We start from the raw sequence: 1037 nt of genomic DNA on the forward strand, positions 1-1037 counted from the left end.
CTAGGTGTGAGCTTTCGAGAGGTTGTCCATTCGGACCGGACCGAGGAGACTGGAGTTACCACGCTTCAGCATCCATCGGAGGGTCCGAATGAACATCCACAAGAATGCCCGTCTCACACCGCTGCGTCGAGAGGAGATGGCGTTATCGGTGATAGAAGGCGCTTTTTCCAAAGCCCATGCGGCGCGCGTCTATGGCGTGTCGGCCAAGATCGTGGCGCGCTGGGTCGAGCGCTATAAGACCAAAGGGCGGGCCGGCATGGTCGACCGCTCGTCGCGGCCCACCGTCATGCCGAGCCTGACCGAACAGTCCGTGGCCGAGCGCATCGCAGCCTTGCGTCGCCAGCGGCTGACCGGCAAGCACATCGCCCATGAGGTCGGCGTCTCGCCCGCCACCGTCAGCCGGGTTCTCAAGCGTGCCGGGCTGTCGCGGCTCAGGGATATCGAGCCGGCCGAACCGGTCCGGCGCTACGAGCGGGAGCATCCCGGCGAGATGATCCATATCGACATCAAGAAGCTCGGCCGCTTCAGCCAAGTCGGCCATCGTATCACCGGCGATCCGCAAAAGGGCAAGTCGCGCGGCGCCGGCTGGGAGTTCGTCCATGTCTGCATCGACGACGCGTCCCGCATCGCCTTCTCGCAAATCCTGCCCGACGAGAAAAAGGAGTGCGCCATCGCCTTCCTCAAGGCCGCGGTCGCCTATTACGCCAGCCTCGGCGTCACGATAGCCCGCGTCATGACCGACAACGGCTCCTGCTACAGATCAAAGGCCTTCGCCAAGGCCTGCCGCGATCTCGGCCTCAAGCACGTCACGACAAGACCCTATACGCCCAAGACCAATGGCAAGGCCGAGCGCTTCATCCAGACAGCACTGCGCGAATGGGCCTACGCCATTGCCTATCCGACATCCGATCATCGTGCCGCCGAACTGCCTGTCTGGCTGCACAGATACAATTGGCATCGTCCACATGGCAGCCTAAAGTCAAAAACGCCTATCAGTCGCCTCGCCCTGATCGAGGACAACCTGTTGAAGCTCCACA

1 protein-coding gene is annotated in these 1037 nt (G+C 62.4%); it reads left to right on the forward strand.

Annotated features, from left to right (window positions below; translation table 11 throughout):
- Window positions 1–88: 88 nt before the first annotated feature.
- The coding region (locus EN939_RS35520; RefSeq protein WP_095770220.1) for an IS481 family transposase at window positions 89–1037 on the forward strand (949 nt) is incomplete at its 3' end.

Origin of the sequence: Mesorhizobium sp. M7A.F.Ca.CA.002.05.1.1, from assembly GCF_003998335.1 — a bacterium.
Taxonomy (GTDB): Bacteria; Pseudomonadota; Alphaproteobacteria; order Rhizobiales; family Rhizobiaceae; genus Mesorhizobium.